Source organism: Microcystis sp. M53603_WE2 (assembly GCF_030065435.1).
Map to the genome: position 1 here is coordinate 1 of NZ_JASJFF010000468.1, position 1,217 is coordinate 1,217.

Below are 1,217 nucleotides of genomic sequence, written 5' to 3' on the forward strand. Positions count from 1 at the left end.
GGCAAGTCCGAAGCCTCTAGACTGAGATTTTGACCAAGATTGACAATAATTCCTTCCCTTTCCAGATTGGTTTTGGTTGCTTGTAAACTGGGAGAATCAGAGCGATCGCTTAATGTCACCTGCCAACCATCCCGTTTTAAGCATCTTGCCGCTGCTATTCCCGATCTTCCCAATCCAATAATCGCCGCTTTCGCCATCTTGTTGCCACTCTACTCAAGGGTCAATTTTTAGCAATCTCTATCCTACTGTGGATTAGGTCGAGTAATAACTAGGGTTTGCGGCAAAAAGTTTTTCGGTGGGGGCAGGGTGTAGGGTGTGGGGTGTAGGGTGTGGGGTGTAGGGTTTTAGCGATTTTGAGGGGGTCAATTACCTAATTTTCAGGGAAAAAGTCCAGGGATTTTCCACCCGATCACTACCAGATCTGGTACTTTTTGGAAACCAAAAAGTCTAAAAGTTTTACCCAACAAGGTTTTTAGATTTATTGAGCAAACCCTAGCTATCTTCCAAGAAAACAAAATTCTCTGGCTTACGTCTAGATCGATAAAATAAATGCAAGTACGATCTCTATAACAACGCTCCCTATTTATGAATCTAAAATCATCCTTAAAATTTACCCTACTGTTTTCACTTCTGGGGGGTTGTCTCCTGACTACACCGAGTCAAGCAACTCTCTTTGAACAAAGAGAAGTTAATCAAGAAGATTTTATCGCTATTGCCCGACCCTACGGTAACGGTAAATACGATTTACTGATTTTGCAACAAATCCCAGGAAAACGCCAATGTTGGGCGGTAAATGGCACAGAACCGACCATTGTTCAGCCGCTGCTGCTCGATTTCGATTTTACCGGCAGTTGTGAACGGGCCACCGACAGTAACGGTTATTCCCTTCGCATTCAGGGCAAAGATTACGGTTTAGAATACCTGCTGCGTATCGTACAACGCAACGGGGAATTAGTCCTTGTGGGAACCCCCCGCAATCCCAGGCAATCGGAGGTAATTATTGGACGGACAAAAGGTTTAGGGAGCGGTTTAATGCAAATTTATCTCATCGATGGCTGGCGCTTTACTAAACGCAGTCTAGCTGGTCAAAATCTCAGTCATATCTATCTAACTGCCGATAGTCCCAATTTCAATCCTCCCCCAGAATTACTCGCGGGTACCCAATCGTCTATCCCCCCCACACCCCCCCCCAGAGAATCCGTCAAAGCAGAAACACC

The 1,217-nt window shown here is 45.2% G+C and carries 2 protein-coding genes; one reads left to right on the top strand and one right to left on the bottom strand.

The window, feature by feature from the left end; translation table 11 throughout:
* A partial coding sequence (locus PX481_RS09690; protein WP_288094494.1) for an NAD(P)-binding protein occupies positions 1–197 on the bottom strand: 197 nt, incomplete at its 3' end.
* A 388-nt stretch (positions 198–585) separates the two neighbouring features.
* Here PX481_RS09690 and PX481_RS09695 point away from each other — a divergent pair.
* The coding region (locus PX481_RS09695) for a DUF3747 domain-containing protein (RefSeq protein WP_288094495.1) at positions 586–1,217 on the top strand (632 nt) is incomplete at its 3' end.